The following is a 23881-nucleotide window of genomic DNA, read 5'->3' as shown; positions in this document are numbered from 1 at the left end:
CAGTCCCCCGCTGCGCCTTGCGCTGCAAACAAAGCAGTGCTTTGTTCTTGCTCAGGTTGTGGCTAAAATTATCACAAACTTCGTTATGAAATTTAAAAATGGAACCACCATTCTTTTCATTTCATGCCTCGTTTGCTCTATTTTAGCCGACAACGCAAGCCATTTATGAAATGTCAACAGACCCTAATTAAATTAACATTTGTTTAGCATCATCGGCACTGATAGCTTGGCTAAATAGGAAGCCTTGTCCAAATTTACAACCTGCTGCTCTTAAACTATCAAGTTGTTCAACCGTTTCAATACCTTCAGCAATAATATCCAATGATAAAATTGGTCCAAGTTTGGCAATCCCTTCGACAATAGCTTTGATCGACTTTTCTTCATGCATCCGATTGACAAAATTATAATCAATTTTCAATGAATCTACTGGATAATCACGTAAATGGGTCATCGAAGAATGCCCTGTACCAAAATCATCCAAGGCAATCCGTACTCCCGAATTTTTCAACTTTTTCAAAGCACGTACTACATATTCATAACCGCGATCAGCCAAAATATGTTCAGTAATTTCGATTTCAACTAAATCATGTGGAATTTTATAAGCGGCCAAACGCTTCAATAAAATTTCAGCATAGTTATCACGCATAAATTCTACTGGCGAAGCATTGATTGAGATCGGAACAACGTTAATTCCTTGCGAAATCCACGCTGACATATCAGCAAAAATTTTATTATGCATGGTTTCACTGATTTTGGTCGCTAACTCGAAGTCATTAAATGCTTCAACCACAGTCGCTGGCGAATAAACATTACCTTCCAGATCACGCCAACGTAACAATGCTTCAAACCCGATAATTGAACAATCATCCAACTTAACTTTAGGTTGATAAAACGGTTCAATTTGATTATTACGGATTATCTGACGCGCCGTGTCGAGTTGTTTGGCTTTCATTTGAGCGATTTCAAACATATCTACGCCAAACATACGAATGCCACCACGACCACGATCTTTTAAATCATTGAGTGCAGTATCTGCACATTTTAATAGACCAGAACCATCTTTTGCATCTACTGGGTAAACTGACCCACCAATACTCATTCCCCCATTCAGCAACTTACCACTATATGTAATTGGTGCTTCGAGTTGCTTTAAGAGTTTTTTTGAAACATTTATAATTTGTTCATTACTTTCAATATTTTCAATCACAACAGCAAATTCATCACCACCCAATCTTGAAATATAAGCATTTTCATCTAAGCAATGTGCAAGTCGCTTAGACAATACTTTAAGCAAGTGATCACCTGCAGAATGTCCCAATGTGTCATTAATATGTTTAAAGTGGTCTAAATCAATCAATAACAAACCTGTTTGACCACGAATTTCTTTTGCTTTAGCAATTGAAACCTTGAGTTTTTTCTTAAATGCTCGACGGTTCATTAAGCCCGTCATTTCATCAAATTCACTGGTGATACGGAGTTTTTCTTCAGCAATTCTTTGTTTCGTGACATCACGAGATACACATAAAATACTGGTGGTTTGCCCTTCTTCATTTACCACAGGAGTCAGAATATTGTCCCAATACATGGTCAAATTACCAAAGACACTTTTTCCTGCAAAACGTGCATTCTTACCTTTCGCCGCTTGTTTAATTGCTTTCTTGCCTTGATCACGAACTTCTGGTGGCAATAATCCAAGCCATTCCATGCCAAAAGTCTTCACTTTCTCTTTACCAAGTAAAGCAATACAACCTGATTTGTTCATGTGAGAAACAAAACCATCGGGTGTAATAATTTTGATACAGTCCACACTGACATCTAGCATATCTGTATTAGCACGTAACGACTCACTGGTTTCGCGTAATAACAATGCACGGTCATGAATATTGGTACAAGTTATAGTCCAATCAAATTGTTTACGAGCATATTCTGTGCTTTGTGCAAGGAGTAAAAACCACTGATAGTGTCCATCTACATTACGGATGCGACATTCTTTTTCAAAATTTTGACCTGTTTTTTGTGCAGTGATCCAAATATTATAAATATGCTCTGCATCTTCAGGATGTAAATATTTAATCCAGTCGGTATCGCAAATATTGTTCGACTCAATGCCAATAAATTGTTTGAGCGGAGTATTGCAATAACCCACGCCAAGCTTAGTCATCCACACTAAATGTGGCATTAAATCCAAAGCTTGTTTTACCTCATTGGAAATTTGTGCAACTTTTACAGGAATAGAATTGGCAGACGAATCCACTGGATTCAAATTCGAATCTAGAGGTAAAGTGATACTCGCCATAAATTAATCCTATAAAATCAGCACATTTACAAATATAAACTATTTTATAAAAATGTATATATTTTAAACATGCATATTCGATGACAACCCATAAAAAATGTATTTAAACACTCATATCAAAAATAATATATGATGAATATAACATTTTTACACCAGTTAATGACATTGTATACAGATAAATGTATGGAATCCAATATTCAGACTACGACAATGGTCGAGATTGTTTTTATAAATATTCTTATCTAGTTTTCCATATTTTAAATCATATTTATTATCAAAAACTTAATCTAGATAAAAATAAGAATAAATTAATTATTAATCAAAAATAAACAATATTTTTGTTTTTTAAATTTTATTACAAAATATTGTACTCAATATGAAATTCCTATAAAAATATAATTATATTCATAAAAACATTATGCTTTTTTATAAAACTTTGAATCATGCTTAATTTACATTCATTTAATTAACTTAATGTGCCTAAAAATCATCCATTAAAATAGTTTAAAGGTAATTTTAAATAACGTAAACCATTGACTTCTGGTTCAGGAAATTTGCCACCATCCATATTAATTTGAATTGCAGGTAAAATTAATTTCGGCATAGATAATGTTGCATCTCGTTGTTCACGCATGCTGATAAAATCTTGTTTGGTAATGCCTGTATGAATGTGTATATTTTCATCACGTTGAGTTTTAATCGTGGTTTGATATACATAATGTTGTCGTGACTCAGGCAAATAATCATGACATAAATACATCCGCATATGATCAGGTAATTTATAGATTTCATTGACTGAATCATATAACTGAGAAGCACTGCCCTTTGGAAAGTCACAACGTGCAGTCCCATAATCAGGCATGAATAAGGTATCTCCAACAAATACAGCATCACCAACCACATAGCTTAAACATGCAGGTGTATGCCCTGGCGTTGGAATATTGTACGCATCCATTTCACCAATCATAAAGTGTTCATGATCTTTAAATAAATGATCAAACGATTGATGCGAATTTAGCGTTTTAATATCAATATTATAAATTTTGCTAAATATATCTTGAACAATGGTGATTTTTTCGCTCATGGCGATTTGACCACCTAACTGTGCTTTTAAATATTGTGAAGCAGTTAGATGATCTGCATGTACGTGTGTTTCTAGTATCCACTGGACTTTAAGCTGATTTTTGTTGATATAGGCAATGATCTGATCTGCATGTGTCGTCTGCGTTGTTGCTGATGAGGCATTATAATCCAAAACACTGTCAATAATTGCACAATACTGAGTTTTAGGGTCTGTTACGACATAACTAAAGGTATTGGTATTTTCATCAAAAAAATCTTGAACCAGTGGATACATCATTATGCTCCTGCAACTTTACGGTGAATCAAAACACCAACCAACATTGCAATAATAAAATATGCAGCTTGATAATATCCCAAACCAATCAAAGTAAATGCAGGTGCTGGACAAATCCCTGCAATTCCCCAACCGATTCCGAAAATAAATGCACCTGAAAGTAGTTTTCTATCAAGTTGATTATTCTTTGGTAAATCAATCGGTTCATTAAATACTGTTACAGGTTTGCGGATCGCTAACTGAAACGGGATAAATGCAACAAGAATTGCACCAATCATTACAAATGCTAGACTTGGATCCCACTGTCCAAATAGATCAAGGAAACCGATTACCTTTGCAGGATTTGACATGCCTGAAATCATCAAACCTATGGAGAATAAGCCACCGAATACGAATGCTAGAATATTTTTCATAATCAAGCTCCTATCACATGGCGCATCACATAGACAGTCATAAATCCTGCGAGCATGAATGTACAAGTTGCGACGATTGAACGAACGGATAAGCGACTCATTCCGCAAATACCGTGACCACTGGTACAACCTGAACCCAAGCGAGTCCCAAAACCGACCAACACCCCTGCGACGATCAATAAAATGGGTTCTGAATGCACCATAACAATTTCAGGTTTAAAAAACAGACCATACGCAAATGGTGTAATAAATAAACCCAATAAGAACCATAATGCAGGGGTTTTAAACAAGCTTTGTGGATTCAGCACTTGTGCAATCAAGCCACTAATCCCTGCAATACGACCATTTACAAACAAATAGCCAACCACTGCGAGTCCAAGAAGAATCCCTCCTAAGAAGGCAAGAACAAAACTGTGCATCGATATAAACCAATAACAATATATGTTTTTATAATATATGTTTAATTTAATTATTCAATCTTATTTTTGTATAAGTCTATACTTTAAAGTGCATACATTCTAAATCTACAAGTAGAATCAGCTTTATTTTTACGCTTCACCATTATTTTTTTTAAAATAATTTTTTAAACGTATGGATAAAAGATCAACGACTTCATTTTGCTCTGAATGTGCGATTAAATCTTGAAGTTGCTCCACATTTAGGCTTTCTATCAAATGTAATATTGCCCATTCCACGCCAAAACAACCTGTATTGCTTGGTGGAGAAAGCTTAATTAAACGCTTGGCGATTTCTAAAGTTATTGGTAATTCAAAACTTTGTAAGTGCTGATCAAATTCCTCTAGTGGAAAATCATCTACATCTTGGCTACGCTCTGGAGGTAATTGCCCTATTTTTTCAAGTTTAGAAATCAAATCTAAGTTATTCATTCCAAGTTCTCTGACTATAAATGGTTGCTTTATTAAAACTTCATAAAATGATCTTTGGTGTTTAAATGTATAAAATTTTCGATTTTAACTAAATTCATCCAAGACTTTTTCAACAAACCATTTTGGAAACAACTCAACCGCAGGATTTAATTTTAATACTTCTGCTTTTTCAATTTCTGCAATAAAAGATGCTTTTTCACCATGACTCGAATTGTCAAAAATATAAGCGCGATCTGATGCTTCAATCGCAGACATGAGTAAATCCAAACTTCGATAATAGCGCTCACGAATCTTTTGTTCAGGTACAGCATGCCCACCTGTATTGACTCGATAATACACACGTCCAATATTAATCTCAGGATCTACTGTCGCGACATAGTACAAATAGGTTTTAAAACCATGCTCCTGTACTTCACGTAAAAATTCAACCTTGCTGATATGTGACATCACCGTTTCAAAGGTAAAACTGATTTTTAGACGTAAAAATTCAAAACGAATAAAATCAATAATCCGTGCACATAAATAGGAATCTATTTCCTGAATTTCAAAAATGATGAGGCTATCGTCAATGATTTTTGGCTCAGTCGATAATAAAGGAATGAATTTCTGATCTTTTTTGCGCTTTTTTTGTTTTAAAAATTCTAACAATGCTGATGCAGATAAATCACGATGAAAATCATCCAAAGCCAAACTTTGCGTTGCATAAAGCTGCTTTTCTAATTCATCTGCATTTAAGTACGCCCCGATTTGATGGGGCGCTAAATATTCTTTAATGGTGCTTTTACCTGATCCATTGGGACCAGCAAACATTCTTATTCTCGGTTGACGCATAGAACCTTATGCCATCACCTCTTGTTTTTTCTTACGTTTCAAAACACTACGCTTTAACTTTGGATCGACATAGGCATCTGAAAGATCTTTAACAATATGAATCTGACCATCCACTTGTTCTACGAGCTGTTGATTTTGAGCATAAGTTACTTTTACAGTTGAATGGGTTGCTTGCACAAAAGACTGTGCAAACGCATCTACAGCAAGCATCGGAATCGTTGCTTCCTCACGTAGTGTGGTTTTCATCACGGTAAATGTACTCATTATGTATATTTCAACTGTTTTTAAAGCTGTTCTCGACATATTATCATAAGTAGACAATTTGTCTATTTATTCAACGAATCAGTACTAAACTCATTATTTAACGAGAAAAAAATGAGTTTCTGGCTTATTCAAAATTGTGAATAAAATAGCCTGAATTGTTATATAGATAAAATTGATTTAGAACTTCATCAAAAAACATAAAGTTAGTATCATGCGATGATGATAGACACAGTTATAATAGCGTAAATAATCAGGGAACCGTTATATATGTCTAATGATCTTGAAATTGATGTAATGCGTGAATCAGCATCATCCGTTGTGACTATTTTAAAATCTTTAGCCAATACAGATCGCTTACTCATTTTGTGTCATCTTGCTCAAGAAGAGCTGAATGTTTCGCAAATCGAAGAAAAAACTCAAATTAATCAGCCTACTTTATCCCAACAGCTCATGATGTTGCGTAAAAGTGATGCTGTATCTACTCGCCGTGATGGAAAGCAAATTTATTATTCCATCAAGGATGAAAAAATGACGGTAGTACTGACCACTTTATATGACTTATATTGCCCTAAAGTTTAACTTTGAGATATTTTCATTCAGATTAAGCAACAGACTAAATTTATACTAAAAACAAATTGTTAACTCCTTAAAGGATTATTTTAGCTGTTTTCTTAGCATTTTTTCTGCATAATATATATGAAAATGTGATAACAAAGCACTCATGTCTGACTCCAAGATTCACCTCAGTAAAATTCTTCCTGCTTGGCAATGGCTTCAAGATTATTCAAAGCCAAAATTTCGAGCTGATTTACTCGCAGCATTAATTGTCATTGCTATGTTGGTTCCGCAAGGCATGGCGTATGCGATGGTTGCTGGCTTACCTCCTGTAACAGGCTTATATGCCAGTATTTTACCGATGATTGTGTATGCAATGGTGGGTGGAAGTCCGACACTTTCAATCGGTCCTGTTGCGCTGATTTCAATGATGACCTTTGCAACGCTTTCTCCCCTATACGAAGTTGGATCACCTGTTTATATTCAAGCTGCATGTCTTTTAGCACTTTTGGTTGGCATACTTTCGACCTTATTAGGTATTTTCCGTTTTGGTTTTCTGATTCGTTTAATCAGTCATCCTGTGATTAAAAGTTTTATTATTGCTTCTGCGGTATTAATCGCACTGAGTCAGGTCAAATTCCTCGTCGATGTTCCTTTAAAATCTGGAAATGTGGTTGAATTTATACAAAGTGCTTGGCAATACCTCAGTTTAACCAATCTTCAAACCTTGGTTTTTGGCTTATTTGCAATTCTATTTTTAATTTATGCACCAAAATTTTTAAATAGTGACTTATTTAAATCTTTTGCGCATTCAATGCCTTTTTTAATCAAAGCGCTACCCTTGTTTTTGGTTTTTATTTCAATTGCTTTGGTACATTTTCTGCATATAGATCAATATGGGATTAAAACAGTTGGGGAAATTCCTTCTGGTTTTCCGCCTATTTCCATGCCGTTTTGGAGTTGGGATTTGGTACTGACCTTACTGCCAGGCGCAGCCATGATCACCATGGTCAGTTTTGTTGAATCAATTTCGATTGCGCAAGCCACCGCTTTTCAACAACGTAGTGAATTAAATAGTAATCAAGAACTCGTTGCGCTGGGTTTAGCCAATTTTAGTGCAGGAATTACGGCTTCCTTCCCTGTTACGGGCAGTTTATCTCGTACTGTGGTCAATGCAGATGCGGGAGCCAGAACACCGATGGCAGGTGTGTTGTCTTCTATTTTCATTGTGATCGTTAGCCTATATTTTACAGGTGTTTTTAAAGAACTTCCTTTGGCAATACTGGCGGCAACCATTATTGTTTCAATTTGGAAGTTGGTGGATTTTAAACCCTTTATCGATTCGTGGCGCTATTCCAAAGCAGATGGAATCGCAATGTGGGTGACATTCTTTGGTGTTTTGTGTATCGATATTTCAACAGGTCTAATCATTGGTATTGTTTCGACGTTTTTATTGCTGTTATGGCGAATCAGTCGTCCACATATCGCCGTGATTGGTTTGGTTGAAGGTACACAACATTTCCGTAATATTTCACGTCATGATGTGTTAACCAGTACCAATATCGTATCGATTCGCATTGATGAAAACCTGACTTTTTTAAATGCCAATACGCTCAAAGAATTTGTCATTTCAGAAGTGAGTAAACATCCAGATTTGCACCATGTTGTGATCAATTGCTCAAGTATTAGTAATATTGATTTGAGCGCACTTGAAACCTTAGAAGAAATTAATAATGAGTTGAATAAACTCAATATTCTAACCCATCTTTCTGAAGTCAAAGGTCCTGTGATGGATCGCTTAAAACAATCAAACCTCATTGATGAGTTAAGCGGTAAAATTTATTTAACTCATTATCAAGCGATGCATGAGTTAGATGCACAAACATTCTGTTAATTTTAGATTGAATTTGCTTGATTAATAAGCAATATTAAAGCTTGATTTTCAAAAAACCTATATGTTTTTTAATATCTTAGTTTTTACAAAGCATTTGTATGATTTAAGTTATTCATTTTAGGTATAGAATAGTCAGCTTGTTCATTGATTTTAGACCAATTTAGGCAAAAAGGTTCAACATGTTTGCTGCCCTAGCACGTTTAAGTTTAGTCACACGTATTATTATTGCCATTATTCTTGGTTTTATAGTGGCGTTTGCATTTCCAAGTTCAGCTGAATATTTCAATATTTTAGGTGAATTATTCATTAAGGCGTTGAAATCTGTTGCGCCAATTTTGGTCTTTGTATTGGTACTTGCCTCTATTGCCAATTTTAAAGTCGGTAGTGGTGCGGGAAATTTAAAACCTATTTTGGGTTTATACACCATTGGAATGTTACTTGCAGCGATCAGTGCAGTGATCGCAAGTACGATATTTCCAAGTACATTGGTATTTACCCATGCCTCTGATGCGGCTTTGCAACCACCAGGTAGTGTAGCTGAAGTTTTAAAGAATTTACTTTTAAGCTTTATTACCAACCCTATTACAGCTTTACATGAAGCAAACTTCATTGGGATTTTAGCTTGGGCTGTGGGTTTGGGTGCTGCATTACGTCATGGTTCAGATACTACCAAGCGTGTGATTACAGATGTTGCAGATGCAGTAAATTCAATCATTCGTATTGTGATTGCTTTTGCACCGATTGGTATTTTCGGTTTAGTTGTGGCAACTTTTGCACAAGCTGGACTCGATACTTTGAAAAATTACGCGCAATTGATTGCAGTTCTGGTTGGCACCATGTTCTTTGTGGCTTTGGTGATCAATCCATTGATCGTAGCAGTTGTAATGCGTAAAAACCCATATCCTTTGGTTTTAAAATGTTTAAGAGAAAGTGGAATCACCGCATTCTTCACTCGTAGTTCGGCTGCCAATATTCCAGTGAACTTAGACTTGGCGAAACGCTTAGGTGTTAATGAAACCACAGCGAACGTTGCGATTCCATTGGGTGCAACAATTAACATGGCAGGTGCGGCTGTTACAATTACAGTGCTTACCCTTGCTGCTGTACATACGCTAGGTATTCAAGTTGATGCTGTGACCATGATTATTTTATCCGTGGTTTCTGTAATTACAGCATGTGGTGCTTCTGGTGTTGCTGGTGGTTCTTTATTATTGATTCCGATTGCTTGTGGTCTGTTTGGTATCCCATCTGAAATTGCTATGCAAGTAGTTGCAATTGGTATGGTGATCAGTGTGCTTCAAGATTCAACTGAAACTGCATTGAACTCTTCTACTGACGTCTTATTTACAGCAGCGGTAGATCTTTCTAAAAAGTAGTATATTGCGCTGTGAGTAGTAAATGTTCTATTCACAGTCTCAAAAGTATATGAAAAATAGAAGTTACTATGCCTTTACAACATTTACCCGTCTGGATTCAACTTGGTGCTTTCATGCTTGCAGTCAATGCAGGCATGATTAATGTTTTAGGTTTAATCACCGTTTTACATCAATCCATCTCTCACATGACGGGGAATGCGAGTCTGCTTGCTCAAGCGCTGATTCATCAGCAGTTTGATATTGTTATTTATCTGACGCTGATTCTGCTCAGTTATATACTGGGTTCTAGTTATAGTGGTTTTATCTTGGGCAATAGTCATTTTGAGCTTGGGCGTCGTTATGGCGTACCACTCAGTTTGGTTGGCATTTTTATTTTCCTATGTTGGTTATTTATTCCCAATTACCCGAAATATGCCCTACTTTGGGCAAGTGCTGCGATGGGAATGCAAAACGCGATGGTCAGCCATTATAAAGGCACGATTATTCGTACAACTCATCTTTCAGGTGTTTTAACTGACCTCGGATTGGCTTTGGGTTATTATTTCCGAGGATTCTCAAGTGAAAAACGCCGTGTCATACTACATTTGCTTATTCTTTTTGGATTTATTATCGGTGGAATGATTGCCACCATCATTCATCCTTATTTACAATTGAATGCATTTCTTATTCCCGCAGGCTTAAGTTTGAGTTTAAGTCTGGTGTATTGGTTCATTTATTTTCGACATAGTTCGAAACATCATTCATAGTTGGTTAAGTGTTATGGTCAAAAATGCATTGCAAGCGCAGTTATTAAAAGCTGGCTTAGTTGACAATAAAAAGGCAAAAAAATTGTCAAAACAGGCTCAACATGAGCAACGCACTGGTCAAAGTAATGAAGCGGAATTAAAAGCAAAAATTGAGCAAGATAAACAAGAAAAAATCTCTAAAGATCAAGCGTTAAACCAAGAGAAACAAAAGGTTTTAGATGAAAAAGCCTTAAAAGCATCAATCATTCAAATGATTGCACAACATAAAATTAAAGATACGGATGGTGAGGTCGTTTATCAATTTATTGATGGTACGATTAAAAAAGTTTATTTGAATCAGCAAATATATAATGCTCTTGTTTCAGGTAGCTTGGTGATTGCCAAAGAAAGTGATCATTATGCATTCTTACCGAAAGCTTTGGCAGAACGTATCAATGAGAAAATGACCGGCTTTATCATTAGCACCAATGCAGAGAAAAATGAACAAGTCACAGATGAAGAAGATCCATACGCAGCCTATGTGATTCCTGATGATTTAATGTGGTAAACCCCCTTTAAAATCGCAACGTCTTATTCAGCCAATTATTTTCGAATGATTGGCTTTTTTACGCCCGATTAAGAATATAAATACAATTGATAATTATTTAGTATTCCTTGTGATCTCCACAATATTTCTCCACAATTTTCGGTTAATCTTACGCGAAATTACATAAACGGAATTCTGCAACATGCACCGTACAAAACTTTACTGGGGTACGCTCAGCACATTAAGTATCGCTATCTTTGCAATAAACTCAGCAAGTTTTGCTGAAGATCTTATCGCTGAAACTCAACAACCAACCAATAATACTGCCGAACAACCACAACAATTAAAAACCATCGTAGTGACAGGTTCGAGTGCTCAACCCAAAGATCCAGATATCAGTGCTGTCGCAAAAACTATCGTAACACGTGATGAAATGCTGAAATATGGCGATCAATCAGTCAACGATGCGTTACGTCGTGCAGCAGGTTTCCAAATGCCGACGCCTGGACAAGGTCCTCGTGGTGGCTCAGGTAGCATGCGTTTCCGTGGTGGTGGTGCGCCAATTTTCCTGATCAATGGTGAACCTGTACAAGGTGGTCCGCGTGGTGGCATGTCGGTCGTCGATTCAATCACCCCAGAAATGATTGAACGCATCGAAATCACCAAACAACCGAGTGTTGCACAAGCTTCAGTTGCCTCTTCTGCTGTTATTAATATCATCCTAAAAGAACCATTAGATGATGCACGAATTAGCGGTTCGGTAAAATTAGGCTACGGGCTCACTGAATCAGATAAAAAAGAAGAAGAACGTAAGAATGTCAGTGTACAAGCGGATGGACGTGATGGTGCATGGATTTATAGCGTATCAGCCAATCAAATGTGGAATGACTCAACCTCAACGACTGAGGTTGAAAATGCCAATGGCATCCGCCAACAAACTCGTAATACCGATCGTACCAGTACCATGTTTACACCACGTGTAGAATATCAATTGGATGATCAGCAAAAATTAGTGGCTGAAATTTTCTATCGTAATAATGAAACAGATGGCAATAGCGGCAATCAAATTCAAAATGATAAGAATGATAGTATCCGATTGAATACACGTTATGAACGAAAAGATAAAGGCGACTCAGACAAAGTCCGTTTTACTGTAGAAAAGCAGAATGAAACTGAGTCAACCAAGTCGAGCCAATATAGTTCTTATATTGATGAAACAGTAACAGAATATGGACTTGCCTACGACGGTGTACGTAAGTTCGATGAAACAAAACAAGTTAAATTTGGCGTGGATTCTCGTTTTAATGAGCTTGAAAGTAATATTGCTGAAACCCTAGATGAACAACGTTATGCGCTTTATTTAGAAGGCAGTTGGAAATTCACACCACGTCAAACGATTACTTTGGGGGCGCGTCAAGAGTGGTTGGATCGTTCAGGTTTGGTTGAATATACTGATCAAAATTTTAGCCCTGTACTTGCACACCGCTTTGATTTTACCGATACATGGTCATTACAAACCAATATCAGTCGTGCCGTAAAAAGCCCAAATAGCAATAATTTAATGCCAACGGTATCCGTTTCGACCGATGCTGATGCAGGAACAATGAACAATCCAGATCGTGGTGGTAATCCAAACCTTTTGCCAGAAAAAATCACCGCATTTGAAACCACTTTAGGCTATAACATGGAGTCTGGCGGCGTAAATATCACAGCTTATCATCGTGATATTGATGACTATATTGAAAAAGTCATTCGCCTTGAAAATGGTCGCTATGTAGAACGCCCTTATAACCAAGATCAAGCCACAACCTATGGTGTAGAGCTTGCAGGGCGTTATGCATTAAAACAAACGGCAAAAGGTCACTCACTGATGTTAACAGGTCAAGTGTCTACAGTACGTGCCAAAATTGAAGATGCTGATCACAATGAACGCCTAGTCAGTGATGTAGCACCGTATACCGCAAGTACAGGGCTTTCTTACAACTATCAGCCGTGGCGTCTTGCGACCAGTATTAATGTCAACTATACCCCTGAATTTACACGCGCCTTAGATTATCTGCCTTATGACCGTACCAGTAATGAACGTGTCAATGTTGATATTAGTGCAACCAAACGCTTTGACAAAGGTTGGGCTACAACGTTCAGCGCACGAAATATTTTAAGTACCGATTATAAAGAACGCTTGAATCATCAGTCTGATGGTAGTTTGTACGAAGCACGTGTGAATGACGCGATTCCAAGCTTTTTATTTACTGTTGAAAAGAAATTTTGATTAAAAAATTAGAGCACTTGTAAAAGTAATTTTTCAGTCTGACTTGATCAATATTGGTCGTACCCTTTCCTGAGCAAGTTTTAAAGCACTGCTTTAAAATAAAGCGCACGTGAGGGTTAAGGAGAGGTTTTCTTAAAGCCTCTCCCTAACCATGATGATCTATGAGAAAAAACGCCCAAAGCAATCTTTATAGACCTTACACTAAATATCACAGTTAAAAGTAAAGATAAAAACATTAAAGATAAAAACTCAATACCACAAAACTCAATAGACTCACCGCTTCAACAATTTCAATACTCGCGCCCACGGTATCGCCTGTAATACCATCAATTCGTTGAACAAACTTATGGCGTAAATAGATCAAAGTGAGAATAAAAATAATTGCTGTCGCCAAACCAATCCAGACAAAATAACCTGTCGCTAAAAGTGTCAGCGCAAAAACAATCATTGCCCATGTTTTGGGAATATATTGTGCAATCGAAGACCCTAAGCCTTTTGCACGTACATATTCAGTCGTAAGGAATAAGAAGAGTGGTGCTAAGCGCCCTAAAATCGGGAATAAAATTAAAGCCAAATATAATTTTTTCTCTAAAAGTACATACAAGGCTGACCATTTGATTAAACAAAGGATGATTAGACTTAATACCCCAATCGGACCACATGCAGGGTCTTTCATGATGCTTAAAGTTCGTTCTTTGTCACCAAAACCACCGACCCATGCATCCGCAGTATCAGCCAAACCATCTAAATGCAAACCACCAGTTAGCCAAATCCATAACACTAAAATCAATGTACTAAGTAAAATAATCGGTAAAGTATTTAGAAAATAAGCAGTTGCAAATAAAATCTGCCCTATCAATAAACCAATGATCGGATAGAACAATAAGGATTGTGCATTTTGTTGTGGGCTTGGCATTGCCTTAAGTTGAATTGGAAACGTGGTTAAAAACTGCAATGCGATTAAAAAAGGTGTCATTTTTTATTCTCTATCCATTCCAATTGCATCGTTTCACTGTCCAATATAAAGCAATTGAGCTGCCCTAACTCTGCTGACATTTTTAAAATATCATCTAAAGGTTGTTGCAAAGCCAGACATTTCAAAAGTTTAATCACCCCACCATGCGTCACAATCAAAGCATTTTGATGATTCTTTTGTTGCATTTCCAAACCAACATCTGCGATAGCCGTTAAAACTCGCTGTTGAAAATCTATCAATTTTTCTGCATTAGGTGGTGTACAACGCGTTGGATATTGCCAAAAATTTGCCAATAATTCAGGATTTTCATCATAGATTTGCTGTGTAGAAATTCCTTCCCAATCACCAAAATGCATTTCTTGTAAATGAGGATCTGTGATCAATCCTAAATCTAAATCAGTTGCTAACTTTTCTGCAAATTTAAAACAGCGTTGTAAAGGCGAGGTAAATATGACATTCCAAGGTTTATAAATTGAAGATTGATGATCAACAATCGTATGCTGATCAATTGTCTGTTGCATTTGTTGCCAACCCAATTCGGTTAATTCATCATCCGTTGAACCACGTAATGTGTGACTTAACGTGGTTTCACCATGACGAAGTAAATCAATCCTCAATTTCATTTAGTTACCTTTGTTCACATGCAAATCGTGAATTGTTTTAAACCTTCTCACCAATCACCGCTGCTTCTGCAAATGTCGCCATGTTGTTATGCAAACTACACGCCAGTTTAATTACACCAAGCGCTGCCCCCGCACCACTGCCTTCACCCAGACGTAAATTCAATTTTAATAATGGATCGGCATCCAATTCTTGCAACAAGCGTTGATGACCATATTCCGCAGATTGGTGTCCAAACAGCATCCATTGACGCACTTGTGGATTTATTTTTACCGCAAGTAATGCCGAAACTGTGCTAATAAAACCATCGACGATCATCGGCAAGCCAAGTTGAGCACAGCGAATATATGCGCCTGTCATTGCTGCAATTTCTAAACCACCTACGGCGCATAAGGCTTTAAAAGCATCATCCGCCACATAGTCTTGGTGAAGTTGAATTGCTTGCTGAATAATATGTTTCTTATGTGCCAATTGCACTGCGCGAATACCTGTACCGACACCTGTTAATTTTTCAGCAGGCTCATTGAGCAAAAAGCAAGCCACCGCAGAGGCTGAACAGGTATTTCCAATGCCCATTTCACCTGCAATATAAATCGAAGCACCATTGGCAATGGCTTTTTCAGCACTATCATGACCAAGGTTCATGGCTTGAATACACTGTTCTTCAGTCATTGCCACCTGTTGTGCAAAGTTTGCTGTACCTTGTGCGATGCAGTGACGTTCAACACCAACATATTCATAAGCTTCACCGACTGAACCACAGTCAATCACTTGTAGTGTTGCATGATACTCTTTGGCAATTACGCTAATGCAAGCACCGCCAGTGGCAAAGTTTTGTAGCATTTGGCGAGTCACCGCTTGCGGATAGGCTGAAATATTTTCAGCCATCACACCATGATCCCCTGCAAAAATTGTAATCCACGGTGCATCTACACTTGGCTTTACTTTGCCCTGTAAACCTGCCAATTGCACCGCAACATTTTCCAAAACAGAAAGTGAACCTGTTGGTTTCGTCAGTTGTAATTGACGTTGTTCAGCCTGTTGTTGCATTTCAGTATTGGGAACTTGACATGCATCTAACCACCAATTCATTTTCTATTCCTACTCATTTTTACTTTAAAAATAATTCATTTATGGCTGATCACAACGGATGTTACATTTATTGAAACAACAGTGTGAAAAGCCACATATATTAACCTTTTAAGATCATCGGGAAACCAGCAACACAGAACATGACTTTGTCCGAAATTTGCCCGAGCTGTTGGTGCAAACGACCAGATTCATCGACAAATTTACGGGTAATTTCACCCATTGGTACAACGCCCAACCCTGTTTCATTGCTGACTAAAATAATTTCTGACTTTAATGTCGGCAAAACAGCTAACAGCTTCTGACATTCTGCCAATTGTAAATTTTGATCTTCATTCATCAATAAATTACTCATCCACAAGGTCAAGCAATCCACTAGAATAACTTGCCCTGTTTCAGGTGCATTCTGATCGATGCGTTGTAAACATTCTGCTAAATATAGTGGTTCTTCAATCAGTTGCCATTCTTGCGGACGTTGAGCTTGATGATGATCAATTCGATCACGCATTTCGTCATCCCAAATCTGCGCAGTCGCAACATAAGTCACTGTGAGTTTTGAATCTTTGGCAATCTGTTCCGCCAAACGGCTCTTACCAGAACGTGCACCACCCAAGATTAATTGCAACATGAATGAATCTCCTGAGAATTTTCCCTATGATGTTGATTCAACGGAAACTGATGTAAGGTGGTCAACTGACCTTGTAAAACGTTGGCTTGGTAAATACCAAAACTGAGTTGATTAATACTGATTTCAAAAGTTTTCGGTGGTATAGAATCAATTATTTTAAAAATTTTTTTTGATTCAAACTGTTGTGAATACAGCCCCAGTGTAATATGTGGGCAATAATTGAGTGCAGCAATTTCTTGAGATGACTTAGAAAATAAATTTCTAATTTTGCTTAGGCTATTTTCATTATCTTCTATTTCTAAAAATAAGGCACTACTGAAACTATTTAAGCGTCCCACTTTTAAATGAAATGGTTTAAGTTCAAGTACTTTTAAACGTTCCAGTTGCTGTTGAAATTGTTGCTGTGAAAAATCATCGTCAAAATGTACTTGAGCTTTATTTTCAAGTAAAAAACCACAAATATATAAGGTGATATGAAACTGGCGGGTATTGGGTTGGAACAAATACGGCGCAAATTGATTCCGAAGTTGATTTAAATAATCTAATAATTCAGTATCTTGTATTTCCAAATACCACAATGCGTAACGCACTCTCCCTTTGTGCCACTCGGGATAGTCATGTGCTTCTGTTGGAACTGTTAAACTGTTGGGTTGTAAAAACACCTGAAAATTCACATCGAATTCAATCGCATTATTAAACCATGTATTGAGATTTTTTTGATCTTGAATTGAATGAGCGTTGTACAATTAATCTTGAATTTTATTCACAGATGTTACGCACTTCAAAAGAACAACATTGTTTTCAAGTTTACTTGGCGGAGTCTTACATCAAAAGTTTTAATTTAGGGGTTAGCCTTCGGCTCGACCACACTTTTGTTTCGGCAAAATGAGAAGCGAAGCTTCGCAAGAAAACCACCTTGCGGAGCGTTGCTCCTCACCGCAAAACTCGTCCACTTCCGTCAAGATATTGAATAGATCGCAGAAACATATCTGATTAAAAGTAGTCTTGCCTCAGACACGTTGCGGATGACGTTATCGCGTATCCTATTTTATCGAGAAGCAGGAATATTTTTATGTTACTGCGTAACATTAGTTATTCAGTTTAAATCCTTATTCATACTTTCCAGTTTTTAATCTTAATACGACGAAATATCCTGAAAATAGAATAAAGATTCCGATCAGCATGTAATAAGGAAAAATCATATCGAATTGGTATAAAGCTGTACTCAATAATGGTGCGACTACCAAACTTAAACCTTGAACCATAGTGCAAAGTGCTGCAATTTTAGTTTGTAAATTCAATGCAACAGATTGCGCAGCACCTGTGGTAAAAGCAGGCATTAAACACGCCACTGCAATCCCATAAAAAATATAAGCACTTTGAAAAATGAAAATACTGGCACTGACAATAGAAATTCCTAAACCAAACAACATGCTACTCAACCCGACAAAAAGCAGTTGTTGTAATGACCATTTTAACCATTTAGAAATAGCGATTTGCATCATGACCAATGCGATTCCCACAATGAGCGAACATTGTGAAAAATAAATCGCACTTTGTGGAATACTCAGTTGAAATTTATCTTGGATATAAAATCCAGCAGTTAAATTTAAGGTCACAATCGCGATATATAAGCTAAATCCTAGAATTAACCAAATGATTGCTTTGTTTATGCTGTCTTGTTGACGCTTAATCTGTTTTGAATTTGCAACGCCATCACCTTCTCGTTGTAAATAAGTCTCTTGTTTTTGATGAATCTTCTGCTGTTGTCCTGTGGTCGTTTGAACTGACCCATCATGAATCTTAGCTTGATGATTCAACTGTTCTTTTGGATATAAATATACAATGACAATACTCATCAGCGCTAAAATTATCACCGCCAACCACATCGGAACGAGAATCCCCCATCCGATTAATAAAGTCGTGACCAATGGACCAAGAATTAAACCCACACTATTTAATGATCCAAATTTCGCCATCATTTGACTACGTTGTTTCTCCTCAGTACATGAGGTCATGACAAAACTTTGTAGTGCGATTTGTGGCATTGCCATAAAAATTCCTGTACTGGCTCGAGTCACTAAAAGTAAGCTGAATAGCAGACTCATCGCGATGCTATAAGTAACACCATAACTCAGCACAGCAGAAAATAATCCCCACGTGATGGTCATCCCAATAAAGCCAATACTGAGCAAATAGAATTGATTTTGCCACTGCGCTTTTTTTGAAATCCACATTGCAGTCAAACTCATCAATAAAGCGCTGACTGAAACCAAAAGCCCTGCTTGAAACTCTGTCATGTGTAATTGGCGAATAAGTGGGGCAAGTAAAGGTAAAATCATTGAAAAGCTAACACCATTCGCCAGACTTGCAGATAATAAAATCCACAGTGTTTTATCATTATTTTTATTCATTTCATCTCAGTACATAGAAATATTAAACATAAATTTAAAAGTTAAAAACCGCGTTTAAAAATAAAGCCCCTTCCTAATATGAAAGAGGCTTTGAAAATTAATACTTCATGGTATATGTCAGACCATAAGTACGACCTTGCGCAGGCAAACTAGAAATTGCACCATATACCGTTGACACGGCTTGGCTATAAACTGATTTATAATCTTTATTCCAAACGTTATACACACCAAAACCTAAAGTTCCCAAACCGACTTTAGCATTGGTAATCACATCCATGATGGTAAAACCTTTGATTTCCGCAGGTGGACGTGTCGAGCCGTTGTCGATTGCATCTTGGCGTGCTTTATCTGTACCACCAATAGCAAGCGCTTGAACACGAAGCCCTAAACCATCATTGAACTGCCAGTCTGAATATACTGTCCCTTTTAACGGCGCTACACGAATTGCATCCAGTTCTTGCCATTTACCATTGCTATTTTTAAATTGTCCTGAAGTATAGGCAGCTGTACCGCCGACTGTCCAATTTGGTGATACTGGATAAGCAATATTGGCTTCTGCCCCATAAACACGTTCATCAGTATCTAAGACTTCAATGGTGTAATTAGGTGCGCCAAATTTCAGACTTTTATCAGAGTCATTATAAAACGCAGTTAAACCTGCATTAATTCCTTTAGGCGTTTGAATACGCCAACCCAACTCATAGTTATTCACTTTAATTGGATCAATCGTTTGGCTATTTACAACAAAGTTTGCAGGAACATCACGTAACATACGCTGTACGTCTGGTAAATTCGATCCTTGAGAGAAGTTGGCAAAGACTTGTTGAGCATCAGTCAGATGATAAACCGCTCCGATATTAAATAATGTCGCATCATGTTTCACTGTACCACCATTTAAAGATTTGGCTTGATAATCGGCAACATCATGAGCAATGATCGCTTCTGTATAAGGTACTGAACTCGATACATCACTCTCTACTCGTTCATGACGTATTCCTGCTTGTAAACCAATACGATCCGTCAAATCATAGTGACTTTGGATAAATGCACCCAATTTACTGGTTTCAACATCGGGACCAAAACCATAACGCTGTTGCGGTTTAAATTTAAGACCGTTACTTGCCATAAAAGTGGCTAAATCATAGCGTTGAATATTTTGTCGATCTTGTTCATTTTCATAATCAAGACCATAAGTCAGTCCAAGTTTTCGCCCCTGTAAATCAAAATCCTTTTGCAGTGCTAAACGTGCGCCCCAAACATCAATATCCGTATCAGATTGATATACCAAGTAGTTATTCTTACTATCTTTTGGTAATGCACTATGTGCAATTGGGTTTACAGCAGGATACCAACGAGCCTGTTCATTGCGATAATACGCTTCTGCATTTAAAATTTGAGTGAAGAAATCATCATTTTGATATTGAGTGTTAAAACTATAACGCTCAGTTTGTGGTTGGGTATCGAGTTGCAAACCTTTCACAGCTTTTTGACTTGGCGCAGCACCAAATAGTACTGCTAAATTTTTACCATAATCTGGACCATAGTCACTGTCTTGTTCATCATTGTAATACTGCGCTCCAAAACTTAAGCTCTGACCATCTGCAATTTTCCACGTTAAACGTCCATTGACATCGATCGTATCGGTATCTTGACGATCTGTTTGTGCAACTTCAGGACCTATACGATTGCCATGACTGTCTTGAATTTCACCACGTTTGGCATAACCCACACCCAAAGAACCTTTTAAAGCGCCTTGATTGAATGAAACAGATTGCGACGCCTCATACGCCATTGCATCACTTTTAAAATTATCACCTGAAGTTACACCAAGTTTAGTTTCAAAACTTAAAGGTTCTTCGCCACCATTCTTGGTGATGATATTGATAATCCCACCTGTCGCCCCTGAACCATAAATGCTACTTGCTCCTGACACCACCTCGATACGTTCAATCATGGTCGGACTAATACTATTGAGCTGTCTTGAGCCATCGCGATAGCCTGTTTGGGGTACACCATCGATCATATATTGCACCACACGACCACGCATGCTCATGCCATAGTTTGACGTTGTTCCACTGCTTGGGGTTAATGACGGCACCAATAAACCTAAGATATCTGCGGTACTTTTACCTGCATTGGCTTGTTTTTCAATTTGTGTACGGTCAATGCTGTATACCGTCCCTGCAATATCAGCAATGCTTTGTGCAGATCGAGTCGCTGTCACCACAATCGGCGCAAGTTGAGTCACTGAATTTTCAGTATGACTACTTGAATTAGCTGTTGAGTCCTGAGCATAGAGTTGTGTGCAAATCGCCAAACTTAAGCAAGTTACTTGGAATTGAATTGATATTTTTTTCATTACGAATGCCCCATTTATTTATGGATTTAAAGTTTTTTGTGATTTGAAAATAATGATTTGTGAAAGCACCACACTCAGTACAGATACCAGTGCAAGAACGATGTAGAACTTTCCATAACCCAACGATTGCGCAAGAAAGCCTGATGTCGCACCGCCAATGAAATAGACCAATAATTCAAAGCAAACAAGGATAGTAAAATCCGTGCCTGCTTGTTCCTTAGAACTACTTTGCATGAAATGGGCATAGAGCGAAGTCATCGCGATATAGCGTATGGCAAGGAATGCAATAACAAAGACGCCTAATAATAGGTGCCATTGATTCAGCCATCCGAAGATGATTGCCATGCCCAATAATCCATAGACCACGGTTCTACACCAACCAGCCCAGACCAGTAATTGCGTTGCTTTGAGTTTTTTGAGGAGAAATGCAGCAGACACCGCAGCCAGTAAACCTACACCTGCTCCAACAACCGACATCAATACGCCAATCTGTGACAGTGACCATTTTTGATCAATCAACATTGGATTGAGCATTGCCATTGCAGGTGCTTCGACAAAGCGATAACAAATAATCAGCAATAATGCCCATCGAATTTCAGGTCGTTTAAATGCTCGGATTAAACTCGGTGCTGTTTTGGCTATTTGAACATCTGTTTTTTCTTGAATTTTAAATACTGCCAACATGGTCAAAGCTGTCATCGTGGCGAGACAAGTCAGCGCGATTTGCCAGCCATGATATTGATACAGCCATAAGGTCAAAGCACCGCCAAGCATACTTCCTAAAGCTACACCGATACTTTGCGCCATACTCCCCAAGCGATAATCAGACTCGGAAAAAGCTTCGACTGTATAACCATCAATGGCGATATCTTGTGTGGCAGCAAAAGTAGAAATCCATAACCCAATCACAATGAAGACTGTGAAACCATAGGAGAATTGGGTAAATGCCAGTGCCAAAACACCGATCACTAAGGCAAGTTGAGTGAACAACAACCACGTTTTGCGTTTACCTAATTTTTTAAGATAAAAACGATCAATCAGTGGCGCCCAAAAGAATTTAAATGCCCAAGGAATATAAAGCAGTGACAACATCCCAATCCAACGGAGATCCACACCTTGATGTCTTAGAATCGCGGGTAAAGCCACATTATAAAAATACAATGGTAAGGCATGTGCCAAATAAAGAATGATGACAACCGTCAGGCTCATTCTTGAAAGTTGGGTGACTGAAACAGCCGTATGATTCGAATTTATTTTTTGCATGACCATCGCCCTATTGCCCATTGCAAAGCATCTGCGTGATCTAAAGTGACATAATAAGGAACACGCCAAGCAGCATGTAATGCTGGTGTATTTAAGCGTTCACGATCTGCTTCATCTTGCGCTAAACGGACTAAACCAATGCAATATTTAAAAAAATCGCTTTTAAATTTCTTATACCACGCTGCTTGCAATGCTCGATATTGTTCAGGAAGTGTTGTTTCAACATCCGTTTGCATCACTAAAACAAAATCTTGTTTTTGTACAATCAATGTTTCGACTTGAGTGAGCCACAGTTGAAATTCCTCGACAGATACATTTCCTGAAAAATGCATGTCGATGATTTGAATATGGGTTGAACGATAGCTCATAAACTTGTTTCAACCTGCTTCGTAGTATCACGTTCATGTTGAGTTTTTTTAGTGCCACCTTTTTTAACTGTGTCTAAATATTTTGTAGATTCAATTAAATAGTGACCAAACTTGGCATAAAAAGTATCTCGGAAGCAGTAATAGAGCATGGCATCTTTTTCAGGCATCGGGATAATGCCCTGTGCTTCATAGCAAAGTTCTTCAACCACTGCAGCATAAGGTTTTACTTTAGAATCAGGCTCGCCCACGATTTTAAGAGACCCTGCATTTTCAAAAATATAGAAACTTAATAAGCGCATCACAGCACGAAGATAACCTTTGCCAAAAGCTGATTTTTCCCCAAAGAGTAAATGCCAACCTAGATCTAATTCATGCCCATCGTAATAACGCCCTAAGCGATCACGTTTGCCCTCATAAATTTCGGTATATCCCACATCTTGACCATCTACACCGACAATCAAAATACGATGATGATCATCTGAAAGCATTTTTTCGTAATACACTTTCAAATCAATCTCAGACTTGTTTAATTGCCATTGTGGAATCACATGGGGTTCATGCATCCAACGATGTACCATTGCCATGTCTTCAGGATATTGCATTTGACGCAAGTAGAATTGCGTCTCATTCTCATAGTATTCATAAAAATCTGGCAATTGCTGTGATAATGTTTTCATCATCTGTCCTTATTTCAATCTAGAATTTATTTAAATCACTTACTTAAATCGGTTGTTATTCAATATTGA

The 23881-nt window shown here is 37.6% G+C and carries 23 protein-coding genes; 6 read left to right on the top strand and 17 right to left on the bottom strand.

Going from position 1 to position 23881, the window contains the following annotated elements; all coding sequences use genetic code 11:
* Window positions 1-187 precede the first annotated feature (187 nt).
* The 7 genes from EXE10_RS02250 to EXE10_RS02220 all read right to left on the bottom strand — a co-directional run bounded on the left by EXE10_RS02250 (window position 188) and on the right by EXE10_RS02220 (window position 6048).
* Window positions 188-2296: an EAL and GGDEF domain-containing protein gene (locus EXE10_RS02250; protein WP_130112223.1), complete on the bottom strand. Its 2109-nt coding sequence runs from the start codon at window positions 2294-2296 to the stop codon at window positions 188-190.
* A gap of 487 nt (window positions 2297-2783) precedes the next feature.
* The gene (locus EXE10_RS02245) at window positions 2784-3656 is read right to left on the bottom strand and encodes an MBL fold metallo-hydrolase (protein WP_171478481.1); all 873 of its coding nucleotides are present in this window, start codon (window positions 3654-3656) and stop codon (window positions 2784-2786) included.
* The gene (locus EXE10_RS02240) at window positions 3656-4066 is read right to left on the bottom strand and encodes a DUF6691 family protein (RefSeq protein WP_130112222.1); all 411 of its coding nucleotides are present in this window, start codon (window positions 4064-4066) and stop codon (window positions 3656-3658) included. Before EXE10_RS02240 ends, EXE10_RS02245 begins: the two co-directional genes overlap by 1 nt.
* 2 nt (window positions 4067-4068) lie before the next feature.
* On the bottom strand, window positions 4069-4485 hold the full coding sequence (locus tag EXE10_RS02235; RefSeq protein ID WP_068975910.1) for a YeeE/YedE family protein: 417 nt from the start codon (window positions 4483-4485) through the stop codon (window positions 4069-4071).
* Between the two features lie 129 nt (window positions 4486-4614).
* A complete protein-coding gene (locus EXE10_RS02230; protein WP_130112221.1) occupies window positions 4615-4953 on the bottom strand; it encodes a hypothetical protein in 339 nt (112 codons plus the stop codon).
* 84 nt (window positions 4954-5037) lie between these two features.
* Window positions 5038-5784 carry a zeta toxin gene (locus tag EXE10_RS02225; RefSeq protein ID WP_130112220.1) on the bottom strand — a complete coding sequence of 249 codons (747 nt, stop codon included), beginning with the start codon at window positions 5782-5784 and terminating at the stop codon, window positions 5038-5040.
* 6 nt (window positions 5785-5790) lie between these two features.
* A complete protein-coding gene (locus EXE10_RS02220) occupies window positions 5791-6048 on the bottom strand; it encodes a hypothetical protein (protein WP_130112219.1) in 258 nt (85 codons plus the stop codon).
* A 267-nt stretch (window positions 6049-6315) separates the two neighbouring features.
* On the opposite strand from EXE10_RS02220, the gene EXE10_RS02215 reads away from it, so the two are divergent.
* The 6 genes from EXE10_RS02215 to EXE10_RS02190 all read left to right on the top strand — a co-directional run bounded on the left by EXE10_RS02215 (window position 6316) and on the right by EXE10_RS02190 (window position 13417).
* Window positions 6316-6627, top strand: a complete 312-nt coding sequence (locus EXE10_RS02215) for an ArsR/SmtB family transcription factor (protein ID WP_068975906.1) — start codon at window positions 6316-6318, stop codon at window positions 6625-6627.
* 142 nt (window positions 6628-6769) lie between these two features.
* Window positions 6770-8497 carry a SulP family inorganic anion transporter gene (locus tag EXE10_RS02210; RefSeq protein ID WP_130112218.1) on the top strand — a complete coding sequence of 576 codons (1728 nt, stop codon included), beginning with the start codon at window positions 6770-6772 and terminating at the stop codon, window positions 8495-8497.
* Window positions 8498-8676: 179 nt separating this feature from the next.
* Entirely contained in the window at window positions 8677-9873 is a 1197-nt protein-coding gene (gene sstT, locus EXE10_RS02205; RefSeq protein WP_130112217.1) for a serine/threonine transporter SstT, read from the top strand.
* 68 nt (window positions 9874-9941) lie between these two features.
* On the top strand, window positions 9942-10619 hold the full coding sequence (locus EXE10_RS02200; RefSeq protein WP_130112216.1) for a YoaK family protein: 678 nt from the start codon (window positions 9942-9944) through the stop codon (window positions 10617-10619).
* Between the two features lie 13 nt (window positions 10620-10632).
* Window positions 10633-11166 (top strand): DUF2058 domain-containing protein, encoded by a 534-nt coding sequence (locus EXE10_RS02195; RefSeq protein ID WP_068975902.1) that lies wholly within the window; start codon window positions 10633-10635, stop codon window positions 11164-11166.
* Window positions 11167-11347: 181 nt separating this feature from the next.
* Window positions 11348-13417 (top strand): TonB-dependent receptor plug domain-containing protein, encoded by a 2070-nt coding sequence (locus EXE10_RS02190; RefSeq protein ID WP_130112215.1) that lies wholly within the window; start codon window positions 11348-11350, stop codon window positions 13415-13417.
* Between the two features lie 235 nt (window positions 13418-13652).
* On the opposite strand, the gene EXE10_RS02185 is transcribed toward EXE10_RS02190, so the two are convergent.
* From EXE10_RS02185 to EXE10_RS02140, 10 genes are all read right to left on the bottom strand, one after another.
* Window positions 13653-14393, bottom strand: coding sequence for an adenosylcobinamide-GDP ribazoletransferase (locus EXE10_RS02185; RefSeq protein ID WP_130112214.1), 741 nt, complete (start codon window positions 14391-14393; stop codon window positions 13653-13655).
* Entirely contained in the window at window positions 14390-15016 is a 627-nt protein-coding gene (locus EXE10_RS02180; RefSeq protein WP_130112213.1) for a histidine phosphatase family protein, read from the bottom strand. Before EXE10_RS02180 ends, EXE10_RS02185 begins: the two co-directional genes overlap by 4 nt.
* 37 nt (window positions 15017-15053) lie before the next feature.
* Window positions 15054-16106 (bottom strand): nicotinate-nucleotide--dimethylbenzimidazole phosphoribosyltransferase, encoded by a 1053-nt coding sequence (cobT, locus tag EXE10_RS02175; protein ID WP_130112212.1) that lies wholly within the window; start codon window positions 16104-16106, stop codon window positions 15054-15056.
* Window positions 16107-16206: 100 nt separating this feature from the next.
* Entirely contained in the window at window positions 16207-16731 is a 525-nt protein-coding gene (gene cobU / locus EXE10_RS02170; RefSeq protein WP_130112211.1) for a bifunctional adenosylcobinamide kinase/adenosylcobinamide-phosphate guanylyltransferase, read from the bottom strand.
* On the bottom strand, window positions 16719-17393 hold the full coding sequence (locus tag EXE10_RS02165; protein ID WP_130112226.1) for a 2'-5' RNA ligase family protein: 675 nt from the start codon (window positions 17391-17393) through the stop codon (window positions 16719-16721). Before EXE10_RS02165 ends, cobU begins: the two co-directional genes overlap by 13 nt.
* Window positions 17394-17840: 447 nt before the next feature.
* Entirely contained in the window at window positions 17841-19145 is a 1305-nt protein-coding gene (locus tag EXE10_RS02160) for an MFS transporter (protein ID WP_130112210.1), read from the bottom strand.
* A gap of 97 nt (window positions 19146-19242) precedes the next feature.
* Complete coding sequence (locus EXE10_RS02155) at window positions 19243-21504, bottom strand: TonB-dependent receptor (RefSeq protein ID WP_130112209.1); 2262 nt, start codon at window positions 21502-21504, stop codon at window positions 19243-19245.
* An 18-nt stretch (window positions 21505-21522) separates the two neighbouring features.
* Window positions 21523-22767, bottom strand: a complete 1245-nt coding sequence (locus EXE10_RS02150) for an MFS transporter (protein WP_130112208.1) — start codon at window positions 22765-22767, stop codon at window positions 21523-21525.
* Window positions 22755-23135, bottom strand: a complete 381-nt coding sequence (locus tag EXE10_RS02145) for a hypothetical protein (RefSeq protein ID WP_130112207.1) — start codon at window positions 23133-23135, stop codon at window positions 22755-22757. The genes EXE10_RS02150 and EXE10_RS02145 overlap by 13 nt, the downstream gene beginning before the upstream one ends.
* Complete coding sequence (locus EXE10_RS02140; protein WP_130112206.1) at window positions 23132-23812, bottom strand: GNAT family N-acetyltransferase; 681 nt, start codon at window positions 23810-23812, stop codon at window positions 23132-23134. The genes EXE10_RS02145 and EXE10_RS02140 overlap by 4 nt, the downstream gene beginning before the upstream one ends.
* Window positions 23813-23881 lie beyond the last annotated feature (69 nt).

It is taken from the genome of Acinetobacter sp. WCHAc060033, from assembly GCF_004209125.1.
GTDB classification, from domain to species: domain Bacteria; phylum Pseudomonadota; class Gammaproteobacteria; order Pseudomonadales; family Moraxellaceae; genus Acinetobacter; species Acinetobacter wuhouensis.
The sequence above is the reverse complement of the archived record's forward strand: the minus strand, read 5'-3'. Positions and strand labels throughout refer to the sequence as shown.